General features: G+C 44.6%; 24 protein-coding genes. 14 read left to right on the top strand and 10 right to left on the bottom strand.

The window, feature by feature from the left end; genetic code table 11:
- Positions 1 to 34: 34 nt before the first annotated feature.
- Both QNI08_RS05010 and zwf read right to left on the bottom strand, forming a co-directional pair.
- Positions 35 to 208, bottom strand: coding sequence for a hypothetical protein (locus QNI08_RS05010; RefSeq protein WP_034308217.1), 174 nt, complete (start codon positions 206 to 208; stop codon positions 35 to 37).
- Positions 209 to 919: 711 nt separating this feature from the next.
- Positions 920 to 2,419 carry a glucose-6-phosphate dehydrogenase gene (zwf, locus tag QNI08_RS05005; protein WP_285766317.1) on the bottom strand — a complete coding sequence of 500 codons (1,500 nt, stop codon included), beginning with the start codon at positions 2,417 to 2,419 and terminating at the stop codon, positions 920 to 922.
- A 230-nt stretch (positions 2,420 to 2,649) separates the two neighbouring features.
- Between zwf and rnz the strand changes: the two genes are divergently transcribed.
- The 5 genes from rnz (at position 2,650) to QNI08_RS04980 (ending at position 7,513) form a co-directional block, all read left to right on the top strand.
- On the top strand, positions 2,650 to 3,591 hold the full coding sequence (gene rnz / locus QNI08_RS05000) for a ribonuclease Z (RefSeq protein WP_285766316.1): 942 nt from the start codon (positions 2,650 to 2,652) through the stop codon (positions 3,589 to 3,591).
- A 63-nt stretch (positions 3,592 to 3,654) separates the two neighbouring features.
- Positions 3,655 to 4,473 carry a squalene/phytoene synthase family protein gene (locus tag QNI08_RS04995; protein WP_285766315.1) on the top strand — a complete coding sequence of 273 codons (819 nt, stop codon included), beginning with the start codon at positions 3,655 to 3,657 and terminating at the stop codon, positions 4,471 to 4,473.
- A gap of 211 nt (positions 4,474 to 4,684) precedes the next feature.
- Entirely contained in the window at positions 4,685 to 5,680 is a 996-nt protein-coding gene (locus QNI08_RS04990; RefSeq protein WP_285766314.1) for an ABC transporter substrate-binding protein, read from the top strand.
- A gap of 32 nt (positions 5,681 to 5,712) precedes the next feature.
- Positions 5,713 to 6,744 carry an ABC transporter permease gene (locus QNI08_RS04985; RefSeq protein WP_285766313.1) on the top strand — a complete coding sequence of 344 codons (1,032 nt, stop codon included), beginning with the start codon at positions 5,713 to 5,715 and terminating at the stop codon, positions 6,742 to 6,744.
- A complete protein-coding gene (locus QNI08_RS04980; protein WP_285766312.1) occupies positions 6,719 to 7,513 on the top strand; it encodes an ABC transporter ATP-binding protein in 795 nt (264 codons plus the stop codon). The genes QNI08_RS04985 and QNI08_RS04980 overlap by 26 nt, the downstream gene beginning before the upstream one ends.
- A gap of 70 nt (positions 7,514 to 7,583) precedes the next feature.
- On the opposite strand, the gene QNI08_RS04975 is transcribed toward QNI08_RS04980, so the two are convergent.
- Positions 7,584 to 8,123, bottom strand: a complete 540-nt coding sequence (locus QNI08_RS04975; protein ID WP_285766311.1) for a MerR family transcriptional regulator — start codon at positions 8,121 to 8,123, stop codon at positions 7,584 to 7,586.
- Between the two features lie 213 nt (positions 8,124 to 8,336).
- Here QNI08_RS04975 and QNI08_RS04970 point away from each other — a divergent pair, with 213 nt between their 5' ends.
- Complete coding sequence (locus QNI08_RS04970; RefSeq protein ID WP_285766310.1) at positions 8,337 to 8,768, top strand: VOC family protein; 432 nt, start codon at positions 8,337 to 8,339, stop codon at positions 8,766 to 8,768.
- An 81-nt stretch (positions 8,769 to 8,849) separates the two neighbouring features.
- Here QNI08_RS04970 and proC read toward each other — a convergent pair whose 3' ends face one another.
- A complete protein-coding gene (gene proC / locus QNI08_RS04965) occupies positions 8,850 to 9,695 on the bottom strand; it encodes a pyrroline-5-carboxylate reductase (RefSeq protein WP_285766309.1) in 846 nt (281 codons plus the stop codon).
- 514 nt (positions 9,696 to 10,209) lie between these two features.
- Between proC and QNI08_RS04960 the strand changes: the two genes are divergently transcribed.
- Both QNI08_RS04960 and QNI08_RS04955 read left to right on the top strand, forming a co-directional pair.
- The gene (locus QNI08_RS04960; protein WP_285766308.1) at positions 10,210 to 11,178 is read left to right on the top strand and encodes an MBL fold metallo-hydrolase; all 969 of its coding nucleotides are present in this window, start codon (positions 10,210 to 10,212) and stop codon (positions 11,176 to 11,178) included.
- A 15-nt stretch (positions 11,179 to 11,193) separates the two neighbouring features.
- A complete protein-coding gene (locus tag QNI08_RS04955) occupies positions 11,194 to 11,985 on the top strand; it encodes an SDR family NAD(P)-dependent oxidoreductase (protein ID WP_285766307.1) in 792 nt (263 codons plus the stop codon).
- A 248-nt stretch (positions 11,986 to 12,233) separates the two neighbouring features.
- Here QNI08_RS04955 and QNI08_RS04950 read toward each other — a convergent pair whose 3' ends face one another.
- A complete protein-coding gene (locus QNI08_RS04950) occupies positions 12,234 to 12,629 on the bottom strand; it encodes a GyrI-like domain-containing protein (protein ID WP_285766306.1) in 396 nt (131 codons plus the stop codon).
- Positions 12,630 to 12,825: 196 nt separating this feature from the next.
- Here QNI08_RS04950 and QNI08_RS04945 point away from each other — a divergent pair, with 196 nt between their 5' ends.
- The gene (locus QNI08_RS04945) at positions 12,826 to 13,353 is read left to right on the top strand and encodes a DUF3221 domain-containing protein (RefSeq protein ID WP_285766305.1); all 528 of its coding nucleotides are present in this window, start codon (positions 12,826 to 12,828) and stop codon (positions 13,351 to 13,353) included.
- A gap of 145 nt (positions 13,354 to 13,498) precedes the next feature.
- Here the strand turns inward: QNI08_RS04945 and QNI08_RS04940 are convergent, their stop codons facing one another.
- Positions 13,499 to 14,158, bottom strand: coding sequence for a C40 family peptidase (locus tag QNI08_RS04940; protein ID WP_285766304.1), 660 nt, complete (start codon positions 14,156 to 14,158; stop codon positions 13,499 to 13,501).
- A gap of 417 nt (positions 14,159 to 14,575) precedes the next feature.
- Here QNI08_RS04940 and QNI08_RS04935 point away from each other — a divergent pair, with 417 nt between their 5' ends.
- The 3 genes from QNI08_RS04935 (at position 14,576) to QNI08_RS04925 (ending at position 16,644) form a co-directional block, all read left to right on the top strand.
- Positions 14,576 to 15,838, top strand: coding sequence for a Y-family DNA polymerase (locus QNI08_RS04935; protein ID WP_285766344.1), 1,263 nt, complete (start codon positions 14,576 to 14,578; stop codon positions 15,836 to 15,838).
- A gap of 28 nt (positions 15,839 to 15,866) precedes the next feature.
- Positions 15,867 to 16,202, top strand: a complete 336-nt coding sequence (locus tag QNI08_RS04930; protein WP_285766303.1) for a YolD-like family protein — start codon at positions 15,867 to 15,869, stop codon at positions 16,200 to 16,202.
- 118 nt (positions 16,203 to 16,320) lie between these two features.
- The gene (locus QNI08_RS04925) at positions 16,321 to 16,644 is read left to right on the top strand and encodes an iron-sulfur cluster biosynthesis family protein (protein WP_285766302.1); all 324 of its coding nucleotides are present in this window, start codon (positions 16,321 to 16,323) and stop codon (positions 16,642 to 16,644) included.
- A gap of 27 nt (positions 16,645 to 16,671) precedes the next feature.
- Here QNI08_RS04925 and QNI08_RS04920 read toward each other — a convergent pair whose 3' ends face one another.
- Positions 16,672 to 17,574 (bottom strand): alpha/beta hydrolase, encoded by a 903-nt coding sequence (locus tag QNI08_RS04920; RefSeq protein WP_285766301.1) that lies wholly within the window; start codon positions 17,572 to 17,574, stop codon positions 16,672 to 16,674.
- Between the two features lie 133 nt (positions 17,575 to 17,707).
- Here QNI08_RS04920 and QNI08_RS04915 point away from each other — a divergent pair, with 133 nt between their 5' ends.
- Together QNI08_RS04915 and QNI08_RS04910 are read left to right on the top strand one after the other, a co-directional pair.
- Positions 17,708 to 17,968, top strand: coding sequence for a YqkE family protein (locus QNI08_RS04915; RefSeq protein WP_285766300.1), 261 nt, complete (start codon positions 17,708 to 17,710; stop codon positions 17,966 to 17,968).
- Between the two features lie 157 nt (positions 17,969 to 18,125).
- A complete protein-coding gene (locus QNI08_RS04910) occupies positions 18,126 to 18,563 on the top strand; it encodes a MarR family winged helix-turn-helix transcriptional regulator (RefSeq protein ID WP_285766343.1) in 438 nt (145 codons plus the stop codon).
- Between the two features lie 59 nt (positions 18,564 to 18,622).
- Here QNI08_RS04910 and QNI08_RS04905 read toward each other — a convergent pair whose 3' ends face one another.
- The 3 genes from QNI08_RS04905 to mciZ all read right to left on the bottom strand — a co-directional run bounded on the left by QNI08_RS04905 (position 18,623) and on the right by mciZ (position 20,419).
- On the bottom strand, positions 18,623 to 19,048 hold the full coding sequence (locus tag QNI08_RS04905; RefSeq protein WP_285766299.1) for an Ohr family peroxiredoxin: 426 nt from the start codon (positions 19,046 to 19,048) through the stop codon (positions 18,623 to 18,625).
- Between the two features lie 242 nt (positions 19,049 to 19,290).
- A complete protein-coding gene (locus QNI08_RS04900; protein ID WP_285766298.1) occupies positions 19,291 to 20,199 on the bottom strand; it encodes an aldo/keto reductase in 909 nt (302 codons plus the stop codon).
- 58 nt (positions 20,200 to 20,257) lie between these two features.
- Positions 20,258 to 20,419, bottom strand: coding sequence for a Z-ring formation inhibitor MciZ (gene mciZ / locus QNI08_RS04895; RefSeq protein ID WP_285766297.1), 162 nt, complete (start codon positions 20,417 to 20,419; stop codon positions 20,258 to 20,260).
- Positions 20,420 to 20,461 lie beyond the last annotated feature (42 nt).

The following is a 20,461-nucleotide window of genomic DNA, read 5'->3' as shown; positions in this document are numbered from 1 at the left end:
AAGAGAGGGCGCAAAGCGGCGCCCTCTCTTTTCATTATCTCCGATGCTCTACAAGGTCAATGACCCCTAATACAACATGAGCCAAACCGAAACCAAAGACGGTATTGGCGACCATTTTGTTTGAGCCGCGAGTCTGCTTCATTGCATAACCCGCTGCTGTCACGGCTGTCCCTAACGCTGTTGGAATTAATCCTTCACGAATATCCATCGTTTAATCCCTCCACATCGAAGTTGGTGCATGATACTGAAACACCTGTTTTAGTGTAACCTCAGCAAGGCCATCTCATTCTTGTTCCAATGAACAGGTTCATATTTTGGAAAAGTGGAACAATTGTATCCCTGGTAGATTGGATTATCAAACCCCTCAATATTTTTTAGGTAGCTCCCAAGGGGCCTCTATCATATCGCCTTTTTTATTATTTCTTTCTGGCCTTTCATAAGCATAACGGTTTAAACTCAAATTTCAGATACAAACAAAGGCTATTCGATCACTGCAGAATATAGTAAATGCTTCATTTATTCTGGTGAAACAGGGTGAAAATGGGGTGAATAAAGAAGTTCTCCCCTTTTTTCTGGAAAATATAGTATGATATATCTCATACTTGCCGTTAGGTTTAAACGCTAAATGAAAAAGGAATATAACAAAGAAAGCTAAAGACGCATTTCATGATACAGTCGGCAGTCAAGAGAGAAGGAGCGGATGACCATGTTTATCATCTGGATAGCTATTGCCATTTTTTTATTTTTTATTGTTTTAGAACTTGGTGTTTCTTATTGGCTCAATTCCCATTCCGAAATGGATGAAAAACTGTCTAAACCCCAGGAAATACTTCATACGATCCGGGAGAAATTAGTCAGGAAGCGTGTATCATGAATGAAGAAGGGGATGCAGAGTTCACTCTGCATCCCCTTTGTCCCGTCAATTGCTTTCGCTTGTATCTTTCTTGATTTGCCACCAAATATGTCCGTCCTCTGCTAAAAGTTCGTCGGATGCAAGCGGTCCTGTCGATCCTGCAGCATAGTTCGGGAAAGACTCTTCTTTCGTATGTTCCCAAGCATCGGAAATCGTGTCGACAAACTTCCATGAAAGGGCAACCTCGTCCCAATGGGTAAAGTTTGTAGCATCTCCGCGCATGCTGTCAAACAATAGCTTTTCATACGCCTCTGGGGAATTGATATGCTCGATCCCCTTGTTGGATACTGTCAGCTTCATTGTCTTCGTATTCGAAGTCGTCCCGGATTTCTTGACATTCAAGTATAATGTAATGCCCTCGTCAGGCTGGATATTGATAACGAGCAAGTTCGGGTTCAGGGTTTCTTCCGTTTTGTAATACAGATTCATCGGAATATCCTTGAATTGGACAACGATATTCGTTGATTTTACATCCATTCTCTTACCGGTGCGGATATAAAAAGGAACGCCTGCCCACCTGAAATTATCAATTAGCAATTTCCCTGCCACATAGGTTTCTGTATTGGAATCAGGGTTTACGTTATGTTCATTACGGTAACCTGGCAGTGCTTTCTCGCCCACTGTTCCTTCCCCATACTGACCGCGGATGAAGTATTTATCGACTTCGTCGACCTTCATTGGCCGGAGCGAACGCAATGCCCGTACCTTTTCACTGCGGATCTCTTCCGTCGTCAAAGCGATCGGCGGCTCCATTGCAAGCAAGGCTACCATCTGGAGCAAGTGGTTTTGAACCATATCCCTAAGGGCACCGCTCGTTTCATAATAACGTCCGCGTTCTTCAACGCCAAGTGTCTCACTTGAAGTAACCTGGATATTGGAGATATAACGGTTATTCCAAAGTGGTTCGAATAGCGCATTGGAGAAACGGATGACTTCAATATTTTGAACCATTTCTTTACCTAAATAATGATCGATACGGTAAATTTCATCTTCGGCGAATGCCGTTCGGATCTGCTCATTCAATTTCTGGGCTGTTTCAAAACTGTGCCCAAATGGTTTTTCAATGACCAGGCGCTTATACCCCGGTGAATCGGTCAGGCCTTGGGCTTTGATCTGCTCGGCAATGGTTCCGAAAAACTCAGGTGCCATCGCTAAATAGAAAATGCGGTTTCCTTCTAATTGGTATTGTCCGTCCAATTCCTCGGCAATTCCTTTTAATTGCTGGTAGGATTCCGAGCTTGATACGTCATGGGAATGATAATGGAAATGGGAAATGAACTCCTCGACTTTTTCTTCTGCGTGACCAAACGTAAGGATGGAGTCCTTGACGCTTGATTGAAATTCCTCGTCCGTCAAGGGTCTCCTTGCTACGCCCACGACGGCGAATTTATTGATTTTTTCTTTTTGGAACAGCCGATATATTGAAGGGAATAATTTCCTTTTTGCCAAATCTCCAGTAGCACCAAAAATCATGATCAATGCCGTCGGTTTATTATTTTCTGTCATGTTAAAACCTCAACTTTCCTTAATTCTATCTCTAAAGTTGGAATTCCCGTATGTGTACCAATTCCTAATTTTACGGTTAGCTTTCCCTCAAAGCAATCAATTTGCGCATTTTTTCTTATATTTCCTAAAAAGTTTACTCCCATATCGGTTTTAGTCGGTCATAAATGAAAGAACCGCCATGGTTATGCTATAGTTAAGCTATTAACGTAATGGCAACGGAGGTAGGAACAGTGGATTTTGTTTTATTGGGTACAGGCGCCGGCGTTCCGGCCAAGGCGCGTAATGTGACCTCAATCGCCCTGCAATTATTGGAAGAGCGGGGGACCGTTTGGTTATTCGATTGCGGCGAAGCAACTCAGCATCAAATTTTAAAAACGGCACTCAAGCCGCGAAAGATTGAAAAGATCTTCATCACCCACTTACATGGTGATCACATCTTCGGTCTCCCTGGGCTGTTAAGCAGCAGATCCTTTCAGGGCGGTGTGGATAAATTGACCGTATATGGTCCAAAAGGGATCGAAGCTTATATTAAAACAAGCTTGCTAGTGAGTGGAACTCATTTGAAATACCCATTGGAAATCGTCGAAATAGCTGAAGGCATTGTGTTCGAGGATGACCAATTCACGGTGACGGCCATGCCTCTCGATCATGGCATATACAGTCTCGGCTACCGGATTGAAGAGAAGGACCGTCCAGGAAGCCTGCTCGTCGATTTGCTGCATCAAGCTGGTGTGAAGCCAGGTCCGCTCTATAAAGAATTGAAGGACGGACAAACGGTCAGGCTTGAGGATGGACGTGTCTTGAACGGGAAAGATTATTTAGGTACACCGCAAAAGGGACGGATCATTACGATACTAGGTGATACCAGGGTGTGCGACAATGCCCTGATACTTGCCGATTCGGCGGATTACCTTGTTCATGAAGCCACATTTTCTGCAGAAGAAACGGAAATGGCTTCTAGCTATTACCATTCAACAACCGTTCAAGCGGCAACAACTGCTTTGAAAGCAGGAGCCAAGCATTTAATCCTTACCCATATCAGCTCGCGGTATAGTGCCGAGGATTCAGGGAGGTTAAAGGAGCAAAGCAAGGCAATTTTCGCAAACACGATCATGGGAGAAGACTTAATGATGATCAAGATTCCTTTATATACGGAGAAAGAGGGAAGCTGAAATCAAGGCGAATGTTTGGTATAATGAAACAACTGTTCATGGATATTTAAAGGAGTGTAACCTATGACTGATCAAAGCAACCTACATACTAAAGCAATGGATTTTCTCTTAAAAACAAGCCGTACCTTCTTCATTCCGATCAGCTATCTTCCTAAAGGGCTACAAGAGGCGATCGGTGCTGCCTATTTATGCATGCGTGCCATCGATGAGATCGAGGATCATCCTGGCCTCCCCGCAGATAGTAAGGTTTCCCTTTTACAGGCCGTAAGCGGTCTGCTTAAGGAGGATTACCGTGAAGATGAGTTTTTATCGATATTCAAGCCATATGAAGAAGAGTTACCAGAGGTGACCTTGCTTTTAGCGGATTGGATCGAATATTGCCCTCCAGGAGCGAGAGCCAAAGTCTTGGAGTCCACACGGGAAATGGCCGAAGGCATGGCAAAATGGGTTTCCAAGGATTGGCAAATCCATGATGAAGAAGAGCTTGATGATTATACCTATTATGTTGCGGGATTAGTGGGAGTCATGCTGTCTGATATGTGGAATTGGTATGATGGAACCAAAACGGACCGTGCACTTGCCATTGCATTCGGCCGAGGGCTCCAAACGGTCAATATCCTCCGAAACCGGGAGGAAGATGCTGAGCGCGGTGTGAATTTTTATCCGGACGGCTGGGGTTTCGAAGAGATGCTCTCGCATACGGAACATAATTTAGCTCTAGCGGATTCCTACATTGCGGAGATAGAAACGAAGGAAATCATCCATTTCTGTAAAATCCCCTTGGAATTGGCCAAAGCAACCTTGAAGGCCTTGAAAGAGGGCAAAGAAAAAATTGATCGTGCCACTGTAACCACTATTGTGAACCAAGTCGTCGAGCATTGACCATCCTATAGAAGTTGCTGTGAAAAGGGCATTTCCTTTTGCGGCAGCTTTTTTTTAAAGAAATCCATCTGATAACTCAAAAAATTCTAAAAAGTTAAAAAATATATTGGAATAATTGGGACTAAACGATTATAATTTAGGACATAAACGCGGAAAAGCTGATGGAATTGGAAAGACACTACTTTAAATAAGTAAAAAGCGGGGGGAAAATATGAAAAAGAAATTATATTCGACATTAGCTATGACTTTAGTAGCGGGTCTGGCGTTGGCCGGATGCGGGAGTGACAAGGAAAAGGATACGTCAAAGGAAGGAAGCAAAACGGATACCTACAAGATCGGTGTCACCCAAATCGTTCAGCATGACTCATTGGATCAGGCATATGAAGGGTTCAAGGCCGCGTTGAAGGATAATGACGTCAAGGCCAAGTATGACCTTCAAATCGCGCAGGGTGATCAAAACAACAATCAGACGATTGCGAATAACTTTGTCGGCGATAAAGTCGATTTGATATTTGCCAACTCGACTCCAAGTGCCCTAAGTGCATTGAATGCGACAAAGGATATTCCGATCGTGTTTACATCGGTCACCGACCCTGTGGCGACCAAGCTTGTTACTTCTTTGGATAAGCCTGGCGGGAATGTGACGGGGACGACGGATTCCCATCCGGAAGCCATTGCTAAATCAATGAAATTCCTTGCGGAGGAACTGGGAGCGAAGACGATTGGGACCGTTTATAACACCGGGGAGCAGAATTCCGTCGTCCAAATCAAGAATGTGAAAGCGGAAGCAAAAAAAGCGGGATTGAAAGTCGTGGAAGCGTCGGTCTCGACTTCAGCGGAGGTTAAACAGGCAGCGGAATCATTAATCGGGAAAGCGGATGCTTTTTATATCATTACCGACAATACTGTGGTCTCGGCACTGGAATCGGTCATTTCGGTTGCCAATGACGAAGATATCCCATTGTTCGTTGGCGAGCTGGATTCGGTTAAGTCCGGCGGCTTTGCAGCCTATGGCTTCAGCTACTTTGATATTGGCTATGAAGCCGGTCAAAAAGCAGTTGAAATCTTGAAGGATGGCAAAAAACCAGGAGATATTCCGGTTCAATATCCACAAAAATTGAAATTGGTCATCAATGAAAAGGCAGCAAAAGAAATGGGTGTTGAAATAAAAGAAGAATGGAAAGCAGATGCTGAGTTTGTAAAATAAACTCTGCTTTTGTTCGGGGAAGGAAGAAGAACATGCCTATAGCCTTATTCAATTCTTTTGAGTCGGGAATGATTTACGCGATTATGGCACTCGGTGTCTATTTAACATTTCGGATCCTCGACTTTCCGGATTTGACAGTCGAAGGGAGTTTTGTAACCGGGGCCTCCGTAGCTGCCATCATGATCGTTAACGGCTACTCCCCGATCCTGGCGACCCTATGTGCGATGCTGGCCGGATTCATCGCCGGGGCCATTACGGGGCTCTTGCATACGAAGGGTAAAATCAATCCGCTCCTGGCGGGTATCTTGATCATGATTGCCCTCTATTCCATCAATTTAAGGATCATGGGTGCCTCCAATATCCCGCTGCTTTCTGAAACGACCATCATCACCAAGATCCAGGATGCCTTTGCTGGATCTGGATTGGACAATATGTTGAACGGTCTTTTATCGATCGTCGGCCTCGGTGACAGCCTGCCGAAAACGTGGTCGATTTTGATCGTCATGCTGATCTTCGCGTTGATCATTCAAGTGGGGATGTCCGCTTTTTTGAAAACGGAAATAGGTCTTGCCTTACGGGCGACTGGGGACAATGAAGCGATGGTCAACAGCTTTTCCGCACATACCGGCAACATGAAGATCCTTGGACTTGCACTCGGTAATGCCCTTGTTGCTTTCTCCGGAGCCCTTGTCGCCCAATATAACGGCTTTAGTGATATTGGCATGGGCATTGGCATCATCGTCATCGGTTTGGCCTCGGTCATCATCGGGGAAGCGTTATTTGGCGCAAAAACGATTGCCCGTGCCACGCTTGCAGTGATCGGGGGCGCGATCATTTACCGGATCGTCGTCACCTTGGCCCTTCGGGTGAAGTTTTTTGATACTGGTGATGTTAAATTAATTACGGCACTAATTGTGATCGGGGCACTTGTCATCCCAAAAATTTCCGAAAGACAAAAGGAAAAAAGCCGGAAGAAGAAACGACTCAAGGAAATTCAATTGCGTCATGGCGGGACTTTATCGAAAGGGGGGGAAGGATATGCTTCAGTTAAATCGGATTTATAAGGTCTTCAATGAAGGGACACCCGATGAGAAGCTGGCGCTTGGAAATCTGGAGCTGCAGATGGCAAAAGGTGAATTCGTTACGGTCATCGGAAGTAATGGTGCGGGAAAATCGACCTTGATGAATATGATTTCCGGTAAAATTCTCCCTGATGCAGGTGAAGTGTTCATTGATGGCGAGAACGTTTCAGCGATCGAGGAGCATGCCCGTGCGAAAATGATTGGCCGTGTATTTCAGGATCCGATGCTTGGTACAGCCCCGCGTATGACCATTGAAGAAAATATGGCCATCGCCTATGGCAGGACCAATAAAAGGGGTCTGGGCTTTGGAGTGACCAAGAAACGGAAGGAACTTTTTAAAGAAAGTTTAGCCTCGCTGCATTTAGGATTGGAAAACAGGATGACTGCCAAGGTGGGGTTATTATCAGGCGGTGAGCGTCAGGCATTATCGTTATTGATGGCGACCTTCACCGATCCGAAAATCCTGCTTCTTGATGAACATACTGCCGCTCTCGATCCGTCCAGGGCAGAGCTCGTGACAAACCTTACGAAGGAAATCGTCGAACAAAACCGATTGACCACCTTGATGGTCACTCATAATATGCAGCAGGCAATCGATCTTGGAACTTCCTTGATCATGATGGATAAGGGACAAATCATCTTCCGGGCAAGAGGGGCTGATAAGCAAAAACTTACCGTTGAAAAACTGCTTAACGAATTCCAGCGGATCAAAGGCGAGAAAATGATCAATGATCGTGCGGTTTTAATTTAAGATGAAAAGGCCTGACCAAAGTGAAGCGAACCTTTGGTCAGGCCTTTTCCATTTATTAATCAATATGAATTTAATCGCATGAAGCGGACGCGTTCTTTTGGCGATTGCCGAAAATCATTTTCATGAACGGTCTTTTTTTCGTTTTTTTCGTGATGGCGGTTTCTTCGGCAGCAAGGAAATAATCAAATGGCTGGATTATCGGCGTTTCTAAGGCTTCGATACGGGCTTCGAGCTTTTTAACGAGTTTGTGCATCTCTTCCATTTCACTTCTGTGCTGTAAAAGCTGATAAGAAACCACATCATCCGCTTTTGTTTTCAAACCATTTTCTAGGCGGACGACCCGTTCGATCAGCTGTTCGTGTTCTTTGGCGATATCAGGGTTTTTCGCAACGGTTGCTTTTCTGATTTTATTCTCGGATATGCTGACCTTTTGGAGAATGATGCCCTCGTTCAGCTGATTTTGGATTTTTCTTAACAAGGCAATGTCTTCCTCTGAAAACTGGTAGTGGCCAAGCTGATTCCGTTCTACTTCCATATTCAATTGGCTAACCCAACGCTGGATCGTACTATGGGAAACATTCAGTAACCGGGCAACTGCACTTGTATTCATCGAAATTCCCCCTTTTGGATGTTGAATTCGATATGGAATGAGCAAATCCTTTACGGTTGACAAAACTTGTATTCATTCGGCAAAGAAAGTGGATTTCCTACGTAATTTGCATGAAGGTGTTAAAAGGGTTTTACTTGCCGGTTCATCCGAAAAGGAATATTCGCTTTGATGTCGAATTACCCATTGTGCAGTCAAAAAAAAAGGAGGCATATCATGAACAGGATCAATCTTATCACGTTAGGCGTAAGAGACATGGGTAAATCTTTAACATTTTACCGCAATGGATTGGGATTTCAAACATCGGTTCAAGACAATGATCCTGCCATCGTTTTTTTCAATAATGCAGGAACGAAACTAGCTTTGTACCCTTTAGAGGAGTTGGCGAAAGATATCAGCAGTCACGAGCCGCCGCAGCGGGGTGGTTTTTCGGGCATCACGCTTGCCTATAATGCCAAATCGGTCGAAGAAGTGCATGAGGTGATGTTCAAAGCTGAAAGGGCAGGTGCGATAATCGAGAAGTCGCCTCAAGATGTCGAGTGGGGAGGATACAGTGGGTATTTTTCCGACCTGGATGGGTACTATTGGGAGGTGGCCTATTCGAAGGATTGGCGTTTTGATGAAAAGGATATGTTGATCATAGAGTGAGCGCCCGGGTACGGGACGAACCATGAAAAGGACTGCTTGCCGTGTCACCGTCCGAAGGGTGCCTGGCAAGCAGCCGCATGCTTACTGGGGGACGACATGTTTGGCAAGTTCTTTGCTTATTTGTTCACCCATTCGCTTCGATTGCTCAGTGGCTTCCTGTACACAGGCAATGAAGGCTTCCTGCACATGATGGGCCTGAAGTTCTTTTAACCCTGCTTCAGTCGTACCTCCCGGTGATGTTACCTCCTTCCTGAGCACGGCTGGCGTTTTCGGGGACTTCTGCAACATGTCCGCTGCACCTAGCAATGTCTGAAGAATTAATTGTTTCGCCGTTTGGGAATCGAGACCAATTGTTTCGGCTGATTTTTCCAATGCTTCGACCAAGTAATAAATATAAGCCGGACCGCTGCCTGATAAGCCTGTTACCGCATCAAGCTGCGTTTCTTCAACGATTGCGACTGTCCCTACCGTCTCAAAAAGGGTGATGGCCGTTTGTAATTGCGGCTCTTCCGTATGGCCATTAGCGGCAAGGGCCGTAGCTGATTTTCCTACGGCTGCCGATGTATTTGGCATGGCGCGGATGATGGAGAATTGCTTGTTGGCGATTCCCTCCAGGCTTGATGTGTGGACTCCGGCCACAACGGAAATGAACAGCATCCCTTCACGAATGTACTCTTTTATTGATTGCATCGTTTCTAAGATATCCTTCGGTTTCACGGCAAGGACGGCAAGGTCCGCATCCTGCAATAATGCTTGCAGCGACCTCGTGGTGGTGACCCCGTACTGTTCTTCTAAATATTCGAACCTATCATCATTCGCTTTATTCGTTACAAAAATATTGGCAGGCTGTATGACCTGTTGCGTCACCAGTCCCGAAATGATTGCCTCTGCCATCGATCCAGCCCCGATGAATGCTATTTTCTTCATGATTTCCGCTCCTTTTCCTTCTATCAACGATTTTTTTCCTAAAAACAAAAAGACCCCTCATCCAATAAAGGACGAAAGGTCTCGCTTCCGTGGTACCACCTTTGTTCAGCATTCCAATTGAACAGGAATGCTGCACTCGCATCCTCTAACGCGGGATTTACGTCAGGTTTTCCTGAAGGCTCATAAGGTAGGTTCAATTATGAGAGGGCGATGAAGCCTTTCAGCACAATCTGGGCTTCACTCTCTTTACGCCATCAATAAATTTACTTGGCCCTAATCATAGCCATACCGTCTTTGATTACTTGTGATTATGAAGGATATGTCGTCACTCTGTCAATGATAATATATGCATTGGCGATAAAAAATAGACGTGAATTATGTGAAAATAATGACAGTGTCAAAAAATATATGTAAAATGGTAATTATACATTGATTTACTTGTTATGAGTACTAAGAATTTGGTTTGATGCATAAAAAAATTTATATAAATATAATTTCTAAGGTGGACATGAATATGGTGAAATGGAATGGAGATATTGCAAAAATTGCTTTGCCCACACCATTTGCAGTGGGTGACGTAAATGTTTATGTTGTGAAGGGGGATACTTTGACCCTCATCGACACTGGCGTCAAAACGAAACGATCAAAAGAGGCGTTGACTCAGGGACTTGCGGATTTGGGCTTGGAATTGACCGATATCGAACAAATCATCTTGACCCATCATCACCCTGATCATGCCGGCGCACTCGATTTCTTTGCAAAGGAAATCCCGGTTTACGGACACAAAAACAATCAGCGCTGGCTCGCCCTAAGTGATGAATTCCTTGAAATCCATAATCGTTTCTTCCTTGATTATGCCTCGAAGTTTGGAGTCGCTGAAGAGCTGAAAAATAAATTGATCCATCATCGCGACGAAATCAAGTTTCTCAGTGAACGGAAGCTGCAGGGTTTTTTGGCTGAGGGGGATGAACTGCCTGGCCTTCCAGGCTGGAAAACGGTCGAAACTCCAGGGCATGCTCAAAGTCATCTATCGTTTTATCGGGAAAGTGACGGTGTCATGATTGTCGGTGATCACTTGCTTGCCAAGATTTCACCCAATCCATTGATGGAGCCGCCCATTATTACTGGGGGCAATAGGCCGAGGCCGTTACTGCAATATAATGCTTCACTTCAGAAGTTATTGGATTTTTCCATATCGACCGTTTACTCGGGACATGGTGATGAAGTGAAGGGCGATGAGGTCGCCGATTTGATTCAACATAGATTCGAGCGGCAGCACAATCGGGCGATGCAGGTGAAAAGTATGCTTTCCGATAAGGCATTATCAGTCTTTGAAGTGTGTCAGCAATTGTTTCCGAAGGTATACCTTCAGGAAGTTGGCCTTACATTGTCTGAAACGATCGGTCAGCTGGACTATCTGGAAGATTTGGGTGAAGTCGAAACGGAAATCCGAGCTGGTGTCATTCTCTATTCAATCGCTTAAAGGAGGGACAGCTTTTTGAAAAACTTGCAAGGGAAAGTAATCGTGATTACCGGTGCATCCGGAGGGATTGGCAAGGAAGTGGCGATCGAGGCGGCAAAGCGGGGATGCCGCCTGGTTCTCCTGGCCAGAAGGTTGGATAAATTACAACAGTTGAAGAATGAGCTAAGCAATCAATATGGGGTCGATGCATATGCTTATAAGCTGGACGTTTCAGATAGCGATCAGATTGCAACGGTGTTCCAAGACATCCACAACCAAATAGGTGAAGTGGACGTATTGGTCAATAATGCCGGCTTCGGGACCTTCAAAGAAGCACAGGATACGGGAGTGGACGAAACGAAAGCGATGTTTGCCGTCAATGTGATAGGGCTGATGGCCTGTACAAAGCAAGTCCTTCCCTATATGAAGGAAAGAAAATCAGGGCATATCATTAATATCGCTTCACAGGCAGGCAAAATTGCCACTCCTAAATCATCCTTGTATTCTTCGACCAAATTCGCCGTTCTCGGCTATTCAAACGCCCTCCGGCTCGAGCTGATGGAAGATCATGTTTATGTGACCACCGTCAACCCGGGACCGATAGAAACGAATTTCTTTGATATCGCCGATGAATCGGGTACATATCTGAAAAATGTTGAAAAATTCATGCTTAAGCCTAGGCATGTCGCGACTAAAATCGTAGCGGCGATGCTGACCAATAAGAGGGAAATCAATCTCCCTGGCTGGATGGACTTGGCTGGGAAATGGTATTCGCTATTTCCGGGGATTTCGGAATCCTTAGGAAAAAAAGCATTTTTTAAAAAATAAGCAATGTACGGAATTTGTACGTAGCATTCAGGCAAAAGGGTTTCGAAATGGAAACATTTCGAAACCCTTTTTTTATTTTGCAGTTCGCATAAGGAGACTCTCGCAGATCCTTCTGCACAAAGTAAATCGGGATGTCTTCTTCGTTTTCCTTACCGGAATTTTTGGAAACGAAAGGTGCGAGAGGGGGAGCCCGCATGCGAGGGAGGCTCCCTGGACCGCCAGGAGAGGGAAGGAACGTTATGAGTTTGCTATATGGCTATGTGAACTTCAATTTCTCCATTGGGATAATATTTTTCAAAGTCGAAGGAGTATGCCCTCTCCAATGTCCCCGCATCCTCACGCGCCCATATTTCTTTCCAGGTGCTGAAAACCCCGTGTTCCATTGTTGTGTCGACACTGAAGATTTCATATTTTGCGTTATCCGGGATTTCCAGTGAAGGCTCCCCATCATCCGCTTCAACGGTTATACTTAATGAATAATCGCCTTTATAATCATTTTCATATGTATGGTATACAGCATAGGTAATTGCCTCTTGATTAGCCAGACGATCGGAAGCCCGCTGCCATAATTCCGTAATCCTTTCTATCAAACGTTCGTCGGTAAAATTATTGGTTCGTATGCTGTTTATGACTTTTAATTTCACGTGTTTTCTTCCTTTCACAAGTTATTCCTTACTAATTCTATAAAAACCGTCAATCCCCTTCCTCCGCTGATTGAATTGTCAGGTCAGGACCGCAAATGAAAGTGAAAATGATCCTGTTTTAGGAAGGGGGATTTATATTAAATCAATCGGTAACCATTTCATGGCGAATTGCGTCTATTTTTTAGGAGGGATTTTCATGAAGAAGATGGTAAACCTGTTTATGTATTTGTTGGTCGTCTGCATTCTAGGGAGCTGTCAAACCTCTGATTGGAACAAGCGGGAGAACATTGCCAAGGGAGAAGAAGGCTTCATTACCGATCTTGACGATAAAAGGATCTTGGTTAAAGGGACTTATTATAAGGTGACCGCTGATACATATATTCAAGATCAACAGGGGAAGCACCTTGATTTTTCCGAGCTAGAGGTTGGGATGAAAGTCAAACCGTGGCACAGGGGCGGCGTCACGAAATCATTTCCTGGGAAAGCGAAGGCGGAGTTGCTTCTTGTTTTGACGGATGAACAAAGCTTAGCCGAGCAGCGGGCGGTCAGCTCTGCCCTCGAGTATGTCAGCGAAGCCGAAAGTCAGCGATTCATCGTTCTTGGAATCACCCATCTGCCCTCAGAGCATGTGTACACGATCGAAATGATGAATCGTTCCAATATGGATTCTTCCTTCGTGGTGACCGTCGAGGATATAACGGATGAGATTTTATATGTAAAATAGCCTATGAACTGCATTTCACTCATGTTCACATCCAAAAGCACCCTCCCTGGGTCTTTTTTTGGTTCGGCATCCATCATAATAAAAAGAGCCGGACAGAAGTTCTGTCCGGCTCTTTGACGGGATTTCAATAGCCCGTCCCTGCGGGTTATAAAGTTTTTGCACCTAAATATCTTGGTTTCCAATAAGAATTATCCATATCCGTGATGGTTACTCCTTTTGAAGTCGAAGCCTGAATGAATTGACCGTTTCCAATATAAATCCCAACGTGTGATACGCCTGTTCTTCCTGAAGAAGTATCAAAGAATACAAGATCTCCTTTAGAGGGTGACGATACTTTTAAACCTGTATTGGAGTAGAGCAAGGACGTGGTACGCGGTAAGGTGATTCCTTGTGACTTCTGGAACACGTAATAGATGAAGCCAGAGCAATCGAATCCAGCCGGAGTCGTTCCGCCCCATTTATAAGGTTTGCCAATCAAGGTTTTTGCATAGTTGATCATGCTTGTATTATTGACATTATAAACGCCAAGTGCATTGAATGTGCCTCTTCCGGCAATTCCATCGGCGGTTAGACCTTTAGCCTTTTGGAATTTCTTTACTGCTGATGTGGAGTAGGTTCCATAATATGTAGTCAGTGAACCTGAATATGTGAAATAACCTTTGGTTTTTAAAAGTTGTTGTAGTTGTTTGACATCGCTATGTGTCATTCCGGGTCTGAGGGTTTGGTCTCCAATATTAGCAAAGGCTTGCAGCGGGGTCAGCATCATGGCAGAAGCAACAGCAGCTGAAGCGATCCATTTCTTCATTAGTTTTCATTTCCTCTCTATCTATCTCACGATTGTTCTTAACAATATTATCCTACAATACCATTATGACAATTAGACATATTTTTGATTACAGTTTCATTACAAAAATTAGATAGTAAGACCTATAAAAAGAGCATTCCAAAGACTATTGAAATTTAATGTAAAACAGTTGAGTGGGTGAGTATTTGGAATCATTTTGAATAATTCAAGCTACGAATTGATCTATTATTAAAAAACTATATGGATATAAAAGAAAATAATGGATTTTTTGCCTAATATAAGGATAAATATATTTTTCGAGGAAATTGCATTAAAAAGTAGAAATTTGGCTGAAAACTTCCATTGAACAAGAACGTATATTCGGTTAAAGTAATGAATATAATAAAAGCGAACGTATATTCTTGTTAGGGTGAATGGATTATGGATTATGGGACGATGCCGAAACAATCAATTATGTGTATCGATATGAAAAGTTTTTATGCAAGCTGTTCAGCGGTCATGCTTGGCTTAAATCCGCTCGAGTGTTATCTAGCGGTGGTTGGTGATTTACAGAGGACGGGGAGCATCGTGCTTGCTGCTTCTCCCAAGATGAAGAAGGAGTTTGGCATCAAAACGGGTTCGCGGATGTTTGAGATTCCGAATGATCCAAGGATTGTCGTCGTTGAACCGAAAATGGCGACCTATTTAAGGGTCTCAACGGAAATTACCCGCCTGTTCAACCGTTATGTGCCTAAAGAAGCCATTCACGTATATAGTGTGGATGAAAGTTTTGTGAAAGTCGACGGGGCCGCTTCTTTATGGGGAGATGCCTGGACGATAGCTGAAAAGATAAAAGATGAAATGGAAAGGGAATTACAGCTCCCATGTGCCATTGGGATTGGTCCGAATATGCTTATGGCCAAGCTTTGCTTGGATTTAGAAGCGAAGCATGAAGGGATTGCGGAATGGAAGTATGAGGATGTGCCAAGCAAGCTTTGGCCGGTTTCCCCGCTTCATGAAATGTGGGGCATCGGCAGGCGTGTGGAAAAGACCCTTCATCGAATGGGAATATTTACGGTTGGGCAGCTTGCCAATTATGATCTTGAATTACTTGAAGCGAAGTTTGGCATCATGGGCAATCAGCTTTACCACCATGCGTGGGGAATCGATTTATCAGATGTGGGGGCACCGATTATCGAGGGGCAGGTGAGCTTTGGAAAAAGCCAGATTCTGCTGCGGGACTACAAGGAAGAGCATGAAATCAAGCAGGTGATGCTGGAGATTTGCGAAGAAGTTGGAAGAAGGGCACGCACCCATTACAAGGCAGGCAGGACGGTCAGTCTGAGCATTGGCTACAGCAAGGATGAATTTGGCGGGGGCTTCCAGCGTTCCCGTTCGATTGGCGAACCGACTAACATAACGATGGAGCTGTATAAAGTTTGCCTGGAGCTTTTCCATGAGAACTATACAAAGCAAAAAACGGTTCGGAGCATAGCGGTCACACTTTCGAACATTATCGACGATAACGAGATGCAGCTGACTTTATTTGATATGTCGCGCTGGAAAAAGCGGGAGCTGAGTTACACGGTCGATCGCATTCGCCATAAATATGGGTCGAGGGCGTTATTGCGTGCCGTTTCGTATACCGAAGCGGGTACAGCGGTTTACCGGAGCAGGCTGCTTGGCGGACATAAAGCGTGATGTGGAATTTTGAAGGGAGGGGAAAAGGATGATTCGTGATCGAGGCCGGATCAAATGGACATCGATGATGCTGCCGGAGCATGTGAAAATGCTGCGGGATTGGGTGGTGGAGGATGGTTATGAAACGAAACGCATGCTTGATGAGCAGCAGTTGGAAGAGATGAATGCCGTGATGGGGGAGGCGATGGAGGATAGGAAGGATGTCTCGATTGCCCATTATGAAGGAAACCGGTATCAGCTGCTAATTGGCCGGATCCATTATTATAATGAGCTCAACCAAAAGCTCCATATCGTTGACCATTTTCAGCAGGCCCACTATATCAAGCTTTCAGATATAGCGGATGTGAGGATAATGGAAGGGTGATGAAAAAAAGGGCTGCCGCTTTCCCCGGGCAGTCCTAAAGGCAGGCAGAATCGTTAACAGCAGCGCGTTTATCGTTTATAATGGGGGCAGGCAAAGAAAGCATCGGGAGGCATGTAACATGTATATTGAATGGACGGAAAGAGCGGCAGGGAAGATAGCCGATAAGCTACAGGGACAGGAAGGGCATTTACAGTTGAAATATGACACGGATGGCTGCGGCTGCGTGGTAAGCGGTGTAACGGCGCTATGGCTGGTCGATGAAGTGGAGGAAGGGAACGAAAAGGTTGAAACGAACGGAATTCCTCTATTCGTAGAAAAATCAAAAATGATTTTCCTCGATGAAAGCATGAAAATAGACTTTGTGCCGGAAGCAAACAGTTTTCAGTTAAAAAGTCCGAATCAAATCCTGAATCCAAGAATGAGCTTTTTTAACAAAATGTAAAGAAAAGAGGGGGTTATCCCTCTTTTCCTACTCGACGAGCTTTAGGAACTGATCGATTTGTGCTTCATATTCTTGCGGATTTTCATTATAAGATTGAGCATGGGCCCCTTTTTTAGCGATGTACAGCTGCTTTGGGCCCTCTTTTGCTGCATATAAATCCATCGTCATGGAAACGGGAATGAAGGTGTCCTTTTCACTGTGAATGAAAAGGACCGGGCTGTGGATGTTTTTCATATACTTGATCGGGGACACTTCGTTAGTCCAATATCCGTCCCGGAGTTTGATGAACAGGCGCCCAAGCGGGAACACGGTCCATGAAGGAAGGGGAATTTCCGATTTGAGCTGATGTTGGATTTGATCCTCGAAATTTGAAAATGGACAGTCGGAAATGTAAAAATCAGCTCCATCTTCAAGCATCCCGGCATATAAAAGCAGGGTCGCGGCCCCCATGGATTCACCATGGATGCCAATGGTAAGGTCAGGGCCTTTAAGTCTTTTCAATTCATCGATCACGGCCTTCAGGTCGAGTTTTTCATAATGTCCATAACTGCTTGTCTTGCCCCCCGAATCTCCGTGCCGGCGGTGATCATAAATGATGGCATTATAGCCCCGCTTGAGGAAAATATTCATATACTTGATCGAATTGACTTTGTTCTCCGTCACACCATGGGAAATGACCATCCATTTGTTGGTTTGATGAGGTTCGACAAAAAGGCATTTCAAGGGATAGCCTGACGGTGAGGATACCCAGAATTCCGTTTTGGGCAGATTATCGAAATCCTCCCTGACCAGGCGTTTAGCCAGGATTTCCCGATTTTGGATAAAAGCATCTTCCTTCTTTTTCATGTACATGATCCGATTGGAGAAATAAAGGCCGACACCGATGATATAAGATAGAAGACCAGCTATTACAAGCCACCATTTTTTCATGGAGGATACCCCCTTGTTCGATTTTCTTTATTTTACCATGAGGGAAATGGGAAAACACGGTTTGAAAACTGTAACGGGGAAAACGGCTATCGTGATATAATCAGGTCATAATATGGGCTAGGAGGTTTAGGGGATGAAAAAGAAACAGCCACGAAAACAAAATCCGAGTAAAAATCAAGAGAAGGATTCATCAGCATTGAAGCTTGGCGATATGCTCAATCATGATATCATGTCCCAGCTTCGTCAAAAGCAAAAGGAACTGAATGAGGCGGAAGTCGAGAAAAAGGCTGCGGAAGAAGAAAAGAAACGCGCAGAAAGAAAGCAGCGGGAGAAAAACAAATCATTCGAAGAGCTATTGGGTGAAAGCGATCTGAATTGGAAGAACTATAAATAAAGGCAAAACGGAGCCGGACGATGGAGTTGTCTTGTAAACGGAAAAAGCGGCCATGCACCCATCCTGATTTCCTTTATTTTATAAAGCAGAACGATTATAGTAAAGATAAGTTCCGATCTAATGAAGGGCGGACTGACTAAGACTAGCTGGTGATATGATGCAAAACAAACTGGAACATGTACTTGAAAATCAATTATGTTTCCTGCTTTATGCAAGCTCAAGGGAAATGACGAAAAAATATAAACCGCTGCTGGATAAACTTGAAGTGACGTATCCTCAATACCTCGTCCTTCTCCTGCTGTGGGAGCAGGACACACTCACGGTCAAAAAATTGGGGGAACTGCTTGCCCTTGATTCAGGGACGCTTACCCCGATGCTGAAACGAATGGAGCAGAATGATTTGATTGTCCGTGAACGTTCCACCCAAGATGAACGTTCCGTCATGATTGTGCTGACTGAAAAGGGACGCGGCTTGCAGGCAGAAGCCTGCTTCATTCCCGAGCGCATTTCTGCCATCTCCGGCGAAGATCAGCGAGTAATCGAGGATTTGAAAGCTTCGTTGCTGCACTTATTGAAATCTTTACAGCAATTTTAAAGAAAAACGCTTCGGGTGAAGGATCACTCGAAGCGTTTTTTGTTGTTATCGGATGTTCATTAATCTACATCGATCTCAATGGCGACGTCGACATTGCCATTGATTGCTTTAGAGTAAGGACACATTTGGTGTGCTTTATGGACAAGGGTTTCAAACGTTGCTTTATCGATTCCCGATCCTTTCACAGCTAAAGTGACAGCCAAACTGTACTGATGCATCTCACCCATCAATAAGCTGACGCTGGCAGTGACCTTTGAATCGAATGAAACACGTTCGACTTTACCGACTGATTGCAGAGCACTATCAAAGCATGCGGCATACCCAGCAGCAAAAAGCTGTTCAGGATTGGATGCTTCAGGCATTTGCTTGGCCCTTGGCGTTCCAGGCATCGCGATATCAACCGTAAAGTTACCATCGGCAGAAATGGCCGTTCCTTCTCTTCCGCCATCAACCGTTACAGATGTAGTGAATAATGTTTTGGTCATTGTAATTCTCCTTTAATTTCTTTTTAAATTGTGCACAACTGAATTGTACAATACTAATTTTAGATTGGCAATAAAAAAGATTGGCAGAATGATTTGGAGCTTGGACCATAGCTTCATCGTAGAAAAACGTGCTGAAACTGCCGGGCGGGCAATCCGAAGGCAAACAAAAACAGGCTGCCCCTTCCAGGTAAAAAAATGTGGAAGGGGCAGCCTGTTTTTGTTTAAGTTGATGATTCCAATTATCAGTCACGATGGCTTTCATATCGGCCCGCTTTGGTCAGCTGCTTCAAGATGTCAAGCTCTGTTTTTGACAAGGAAGGGCTGCTGGCGGCCTGGCAGTTTTCCCGGAGCTGCTTTACTGAGCTGGCTCCTGGTACAACGGCTGCGACACTTGGGTGTGACAATATATATTGCAGAGCCGTTTCATTCAAGTTCCGGTCAGAAAGCTTGTCCTTTAATTGCGGAAGCAAATCTTTCAGTTCGTGATAGCTATAATCAAGGTATCCATCTTCATTTGACATTTCGAGCATTTTCTCGCTAAGCAGGCCTTTGGCAAGGGGACCTCGTGCGATGATGCTGATCTGATTGCTTGCCAAAAGGGACATCCACTCTTCCGGGCGGCGATCAAGCAGGCTGTACTGCATCATAACGGAATCCAGCTCCGACTTTTCAGTGAATTCCTTGATTACGTTCGGACGGATCGAGGAAATCCCATAATGACGAATATAGCCTTCCTCTTTTAGCTCTTCAAACGCTTCTACCGTTTCTTCCATGTTATCTGCTAGAGTTCCGCCATGCAGCTGGTAGAGGTCGATGTAATCCGTTCCGAGCCGTTTTAAGCTATCTTTTACCGCAGCTTTGATATATGCGGCGGAGGGGTCCCAGGACCAGGAATCTTTATTTTCATTCCAACGGTTTCCTACCTTGGTCGCGATGTAGACCTGTTCGCGCACCGACTTTAAATTCCTGCCGACAATTTCTTCATTCACACCGAAATCATAAAGATCTGCGGTATCAAAATAATTGATCCCTTCATCTAAAGCGGCTTGTATGATTTCGGATGCCCGCTTTTCATCCGTCCCCAATGACATGCACCCGAGCCCGATTTCGGAAACAAGCAACTCTGAATGACCAAGTCTGCGTTTTTTCATAGTATCCACTCTCCCTTACCATTCATTGTAAAGGAGAAATCCCTTCCACTCAAAGAATTCACTTGATCCTTTTTAATGGTGCCGGGGGAACCTGATCGTGTATGTCGGCAATCCAATCATTGATATAGACATAATGCTGTTGCATTTGTTTTAGCTTGTGCATGATTTCCCAGCTCTTTCCGGATAAAGTAACGCTTTTTTCCAGCACATAAATCTTCATCGAATCGCCCTCCATCTCTAGTATGGTAAAATGTATGAGAAA

The organism is Peribacillus folii (assembly GCF_030271255.1).
In the GTDB taxonomy this organism is placed as follows: Bacteria; Bacillota; Bacilli; order Bacillales; family DSM-1321; genus Peribacillus.
Note: the sequence above shows the minus strand (reverse complement) of the source record. Positions and strands in the feature narration are given on the sequence as shown.